At 68.0% G+C, this 6,654-nt stretch carries 5 protein-coding genes and 1 pseudogene; all 6 read right to left on the bottom strand.

Annotation, left to right across the window (positions count from 1 at the left end; genetic code table 11):
• On the bottom strand, window positions 1-341 hold a 341-nt coding region (locus AB7O82_RS20765), incomplete at its 3' end, for a hypothetical protein (RefSeq protein ID WP_428620046.1).
• 320 nt (window positions 342-661) lie between these two features.
• On the bottom strand, window positions 662-1,729 hold the full coding sequence (locus AB7O82_RS20760; protein WP_428549842.1) for a CobW family GTP-binding protein: 1,068 nt from the start codon (window positions 1,727-1,729) through the stop codon (window positions 662-664).
• A 169-nt stretch (window positions 1,730-1,898) separates the two neighbouring features.
• On the bottom strand, window positions 1,899-2,234 hold the full coding sequence (locus AB7O82_RS20755) for a hypothetical protein (protein ID WP_428549844.1): 336 nt from the start codon (window positions 2,232-2,234) through the stop codon (window positions 1,899-1,901).
• 100 nt (window positions 2,235-2,334) lie between these two features.
• Entirely contained in the window at window positions 2,335-3,219 is an 885-nt protein-coding gene (locus tag AB7O82_RS20750) for a polysaccharide deacetylase family protein (RefSeq protein WP_428549846.1), read from the bottom strand.
• A 412-nt stretch (window positions 3,220-3,631) separates the two neighbouring features.
• Complete coding sequence (locus AB7O82_RS20745) at window positions 3,632-4,600, bottom strand: Tim44 domain-containing protein (protein WP_428549848.1); 969 nt, start codon at window positions 4,598-4,600, stop codon at window positions 3,632-3,634.
• A gap of 351 nt (window positions 4,601-4,951) precedes the next feature.
• Window positions 4,952-6,654 (bottom strand): annotated as a pseudogene (locus tag AB7O82_RS20740) (L-glutamate gamma-semialdehyde dehydrogenase); the annotation flags it as partial.

Below are 6,654 nucleotides of genomic sequence, written 5' to 3'. Positions count from 1 at the left end.
TTCGAGGCGTTGAGGGTGACGCCGTTATCGCCCGAGTTGCCGAGCGCCAGCCCGAACAGGCCCGAGCCGCTGGAACCGGTCGAGAAGGTCAGCCCGCTGTGGCCGTTGAAGTTCACCTCGACCACCGGCGGGCCGCCGGGGACGTACGAAGGCGCCGACGTGCCGTCGATCTGGACGGTATTGGTGATCGCCGGCAGATCGCTCGAGAGGTTGATGGTGCCCGAGACGGCGAATTCTATCCTGTCGGGTGTCGGCGACGGATCGGCATTCGAGGCGAGAATGGCCGCGCGCAGCGACCCCGTGCCGCTGTCGTTGAGATTGGTCACGATAAACGTGGTCATGCTACCTCCCAGTGTGGTGCCGATTGACGCACGGCACCGCGCGGCGACGAACAGAGGGCTAGCAGCGATGACAGTGGCCCGACCGCATCCCCCCCTCCCCCTTCCCCAAGATTCAGACAGCCCAAGCGATCGGCACGGTAGGTCCATCCGCATGCTGAGTGCAAGACTCGCGCACGCATATCTCAGACTTGAATGAAATTATCTCATACCTTCGTCTGTCGACGTATTGCCTTCAAGTTGAACTAAATATTCCCCTATTGGTCTGTCCAATCGATGCAAAAACAGGCCATTAACTGCAAATTTATGCGAGTTGCTGTATGCTACTGTAACAGTGACTTCACTACCGGGAAAGATCCGGCCGCCGAGCGCCGATGCGCTGCCTTCCCGAGAAAGGCGCCAAGCGATCGGGAAAGGACGGTGCGGTCGATGCCATCGACGATGAACACCAGCCGGGATCGCCGGTCCTCGTCGGGCCACGCCGCCATGTGGACCGGTGGATGGACGAGATGCCGGACGCCGTGCACGGCGACCGGCGCCGCCGAGCCGGCGACATTCAGGATGCCCTTCACGCGCAGCACGCGCTCGCCGTGGCGATTGAGCAGCATGCTGAGCCACAGGCCGAACAGCGTCCAGTCAATCGGCCCGTCGAAGGACAGGGCGAACGCCTGGATGGAACCGCCGTGCGTCGACGGCGAACCGCCGCCCGAGGGCGCCTCGAGCTCACCGGCAAACAGCCGCCGCGCCGCCTCGTTGCGGCCCGCCGTTGCGAAGACGTCGTGCGCCAGCAGCGCGCCGGCGTCGAGCGGTGCGCCCACGGCGCGCCACAGCGGCGCCGTGGGGTTGAGGCCGCGTACCCGGCTGACGAGGGCCGCGATCGCGTCCTCGCCCGCAAGATCGGTCTTGGTGAGCACCAGCCGGTCGGCCACGGCGATCTGCCGGGCGCTCTCGCGATGGCGGACGAGCTGCGCCGCGCCGTTCACGGCATCGACCGTCGTGATGACGTTGCCGGGACGGAAGTGATGGCGCAGCACCGGGTCGGCCTGCAGCGTCGACAGGATCGGGAACGGATCGGCGAGGCCGGTGCTCTCGACGACGAGGCGGCGGAACGGCGGGACTGTCCCCGTCTCGCGCCGCCCGTGCAGGTCCCTGATGGCGGCGGCGAGCTCGCCGCGGATGGTGCAGCACAGGCAGCCGGACGGGAGCAGCACCATGGTCTCGTCGATGCGCTCGAGCAGGTGATGGTCGAGCCCGACCTCGCCGAGCTCGTTGATCAGCACCGCGGAGTCGGCGAGCGCCGGATCGGCCAGCAGGCGCTGCAGCAAGGTGGTCTTGCCCGAGCCGAGAAAGCCCGTGATCAGGTTGACCGGCGTGAAGAGAGGCGCGCTCACGCCGCCTCCAGCCGCGGCATTTGCATACCGAAAAAAATGTCGTCATCCCGAGCGGAGCCGTCCGAAGGGCGGCGAAGTCGAGGGACCTTTCTTGCCGATGCCGCAATAAGAAAGGTCCCTCCACTACGCCGCCCTTCGGATGGCTCCGGTCGCGATGACGCCTTTATTGTCATGTGCGGTTGTCCCGCTCCTCCAGCCTGGCGATGAGCGCCGGGTCGAGCGGATCGCACGGCCGGCCGAGCAGCCTCTCGGCCGTCGCCCAGAGATGGCCGAGATGGTCGACAATCTCGCTCTTGCCGGTGGCCGTCGACAGGACGAACGCGCTCGCCTGCCAGTCGCCGAGCGCGAGCCCGTAGGCACCGAGGATGCGGTTGGCGCCGGCGACCAGCTGCGTCCGTTCGCGACGGCGCTCGACGGGATCGGCGTTGCGCGTGAACACGCCGGGCCGGGCGACGGCGTCGGTCCAGTGACCGGCGCCGCCCAGGACCCCGCACAGCGCGCACATCAATGTCTTCCGGATCGCGAGCCTCCAGCTCGCCCAGGGCTGCGTGACGTCGATGCCTCGAGCGAGTGGGAGCCTCGCCGTCCGGAAGCTATGAACCCGATCATTGCTTCTTCCTCGGGAAGCGGCGCGCGAAGTCGTCGGCCATCTCGTTCATGGTGACGAAGCGCACGCCGGGATGGCCGATCATGTGATGATAGAGCCGCTCCATCGCCATCAGCACGTGCGGCCGCCCCGACACGTCGGGATGGATTGTCATCGGGAACACGGCGTAGTCGTGCTCGCGATAGACCCAGTCGAACTGGTCGCGCCACATCTCCTCGATGTCGCGCGGATTGACGAAGCCGTGGCTGTTGGGCGACTTCTTGATGAACATCATCGGCGGCAGGTCGTCGAGGTACCAGCTCGCCGGGATCTCGATCAGGTCGGTCTCCTGGCCGCGCTGCAGCGGCACCATCCAGTCGCTGGGCTTCCTGGCGTAGTCGATCTTGGTCCAGCGATCGCCCACCCGCACGTAGTAGGGCGTGTGGTCGTTGTGCATCAGCGAATGGTCGTACTTGATGCCGCGCTCGAGCAGCAACTCGTTGGTGACCGGAGAGAACTCCCACCACGGCGCGACGTAGCCGGTCGGCCGCCTGCCCGAGAGTTTGGTCACGAGATCGATGCACTTGTCGAGGATCTCGGTCTCCTGCGCCCGCGTCATGGCGATCGGGTTCTCGTGGCTGTAGCCATGGATGCCGATCTCGTGGCCGGCATCGGCGACGGCCTTCATCTCCTTGGGAAAGGTCTCGATCGAATGGCCCGGGATGAACCACGTCGTCTTGATTCCCAACCGCTCGAACAGTTTAAGCAGCCGCGGGCTGCCAACCTCGCCGGCGAACAGGCCGCGCGAGATGTCGTCGGGCGAGTCCTCGCCGCCATAGCTGCCGAGCCAGCCGGCGACGGCATCGACGTCTATCCCGAAGCCGCACAGAATTTCCTTGGGCATCTCGCTGTCCTCCTGATTCACATCGGGTCACGGGAGCAAGAAGCGTTCCGACACGGCGGGCCGCTCATTCGGTTCGCGCCGTCGCACCAGGTTCCGATCATAGACCGGGCATCTTCAAGCGCACGTGAAGAAACGGGAGGTCACTCGCTACGCTCAGCCTCATAGCTGGGGGCGCGCCACTCCAGTGGCGTGATCATCATCGAACACACAAAGAGATGCGCCACAGGAGTGGCGCGCGCCCAGCACAACGATGTCATCGCGAGAAAGGGCGCTTGCGAAGCAAGCGCCGTAAGCGAGGGACCTTGATTGCGCCATCAGACCTTTGCTTGCGCCGTCGGTACGTCGTCTCGGCCAACAGTAGGCGGGTGGGCTGGCCGGTCCACTTCGACCGGCCCAGCCACTGAGTTGCCTGTCAGGTCTGCTGGATCGCCGACAAGAGCCACGGGCCGCCGCGGTTGCGCAGGAAGGTCCAGACCTCGGTCGCCTCGGTACGGACCTTGTCGTTGCCCGCGACGATGGCGCCGTCGGCGATCCGGCGGGTCGTGTCGATCATGCTGAAGCGCATCGCGACGGTGGCGTACTCGAGGTTGCCTTCGCTCCACGCCTCCGACAGGTCGCCCTGCTCGAGCTTCACCGCTTCGACCCTGTTCTCGACGCCCCGGCCGGCATTGCTGGCGAGTTCCTCGGCGAAATAGCCGACCATCTCCGGCGTCGCGAGGCCACGCAGGGCGGCCAGATCAGCCCTGCTCCAGGCCGCCTGGATGTCGGCGAGGGCAGTTTCGAACGCCCTGTAGTCGTCCGCACCGATGGCGACCTGGGGCGCGCTCCCCATCGGCAGCGCACCGCCCGATCGGGCGAGCGGCGGCGCGTCCATCGTCCGTCCCGGCATGCCGCCGGCCAGGACGTAGGCGGGCCGCCCCGCCGGCGCCGGTTGCGCCCGTGCAGCGCTCCAGCCGCGGAACAGCCGAACGCCGAGGTAGACCAGGCCACCGATCAGCGCGACCTGCAGGAGCAGGCCGATGAAGCCGGCCGCACCGGCGAGGCCGGCACCAAAACCGCCGCCGAACAGCATGCCGATCAGGCCGGCGCCGAGCATGCCGCCGATCAGTCCGGACAGGAACGGGTTGCGCGCCATGAAGCCGCCCGCCCGGGGCGCGGGCGTCGCGGCAGCGCCGCCCGGCTTCTGCGCCGGCTGCTCGGCCGACTTGCTGCGTTCGACAGGTTTGGCCTGCGGCGCGGTTTGCGTCGGGGCCGGTGCCTGGTTGGTCCTGCTGCCGCGACTGCCGGAGCCCGTGCCGCCACCAGCGCGCGCGTCGGCCAGTGTCGGCGCCACGACCATCAAGGCGGCGGCAACCACGGCGAGCCAGCGAAGAGTTCTCATTATCGCATCCCTGTTGAAGAAATTGACGCCCGTCATGTTAGGCGGGACCCGAGGCCATTCAAGGCCCCCGCCACCAACTTACCCGCAGGTGCCTGCGGTACAGATTTCACAGGCACTTCATGGATTGCAACACCGGTCACCGATCGCGCGAACGCGATTGCCACCGTCCCTCGCCCAGGCATTCGCATATCAAGACAATTCGTCATCCCGGGCGGAGCCGCCCGCAGGGCGGCGCAGTCGAGGGACCTTTCTCTCTCAGGCGCAACAAGAAAGGTCCCTCCACTGCGCCGAGCCGCGCTCGGCTTCGGTCGGGATGACGGCACTGTTTTCCACATGGGAGTGTTCTGGCCACTACCCGATCGTCATCAGGCTCGCGTTGCCGCCGGCCGCCGCGGTGTTGATGCTGAGCGAGACTTCGTCCAGCAGGAATTCGCGCGGATAGGGTTCGACGAATACCGGCACGATGCGTCCGGGCCGAGCGGCGAGGCGGCGATTGAGCGCCAGGAGATCCGAGGCGCTGCCGGCGAACAGCGCCACGGCGATGGACATCGCCTCGTCGGCCGCGACGCGATTTCCGGTCGCCCGCACCAGCGCGTGCTGCGCCTGCAGCGCCCGCGGATCGGCGGCCACGCACAGCACCAGACCTTTGGGCTTCAGCGCATAGCTGTTGCGCTCGCCGACCGGACCGGCGAGTTCGCCGGCACTCGGCGTGGTCGCCGGCCGCCGCGCCAGCAGGCGGTGGACGTAGAGCGGTCCGCCGGCCTTGGGTCCGGTTCCCGACAGGCCGTGTCCGCCGAACGGCTGCACGCCCACCACCGCGCCGATCATGTTGCGGTTTACGTACTGGTTGCCGGCAGCCGAGGCGTCGATCGCCCGGTCGATGGTCTCGTCGATGCGGCTGTGCACGCCGAAGGTCAGGCCGAAGCCGGTGCGGTTCACCTCCTGCACCACCTTCTCCATGTCCTCGCGGCGGTAGCGCAGCACGTGCAGCACCGGCCCGAACACCTCGCCTGGCAGATCGGCGACGGCGCCGATCTCGATCAGGGTCGGCGGCACGAAGGTGCCTTGGCGCGTCTCGTCGCCGAGCGGCACCTGGAACACGGCATGGCTGGCCTCCCGCATCCGCGCGATGTGATCGTCGAGGCGGCGTCTGGCGTCGTCGCTGATCACCGGCCCGACATCCACCGAAAGCCGGTCGGGATTGCCGACGGCGAGCTCGGCCATCGCGCCTTTCAGCATCGGCATCACCCGATCGGCGATGTCCTCCTGCAGGCAGAGCACGCGCAACGCCGAGCAGCGCTGGCCGGCCGAGTCGAAAGCCGACGCCAGCACGTCGAGGACCAGCTGCTCGGGCAGCGCCGAGGAGTCGGCTACCAGCGCATTCTGGCCGCCGGTCTCGGCGATCAGCACCGGCGGCCGCCCGTCCGCGCCGAGCCGGCGGGCGAGCGTGCGGTTGATCGACTGCGCCGCCTCGGTCGAGCCGGTGAACACCACGCCCGCCACCTTTTCATTGGCGACCAGGTGCGCGCCGACCTTGCCGTCGCCCGGCACGACCTGCAGCGCGTCGGAGGGCACGCCGGCCTCGTGCAGCAGCGCGATCGCCCGCGCCGCGATCAGCGGTGTTTCCTCGGCCGGCTTGGCGATCACGGCATTGCCGGCGGCGAGCGCGCCGGCGATCTGGCCGGTGAAGATCGACAGCGGGAAGTTCCACGGGCTGATGCAGGCGATCACGCCGAGCGGCTTGTGCGTGGCATTGTCGAAACCGGCGAGGCAGCCGGCGTAGTAGCGCAGGAAGTCGACCGCCTCGCGCACCTCGCCGACGGCGTTGCCGAAGGTCTTGCCGGCCTCGCGCACGATGGTACCCAGCATCTCTTCCATGCGCGCTTCGAGGAGGTCGGCCGCGCGGCGCAGGGTCTCGGCGCGCAGGGCGGGCGGCGCCTGCCACGGCGCGGCCCGCGCGCAGGCCTCGTCGACCGTCTCGGGCGTCGCGTCGACGACGCGGCCCACGACGTCCCGGTGATCGGCGGGATTGAGGACAAGGCGTGCCGCGCCCG

Source organism: Reyranella sp. (genome assembly GCF_050185545.1).
Classification (GTDB): domain Bacteria; phylum Pseudomonadota; class Alphaproteobacteria; order Reyranellales; family Reyranellaceae; genus Reyranella.
Note: the sequence above shows the minus strand (reverse complement) of the source record. Positions and strands in the feature narration are given on the sequence as shown.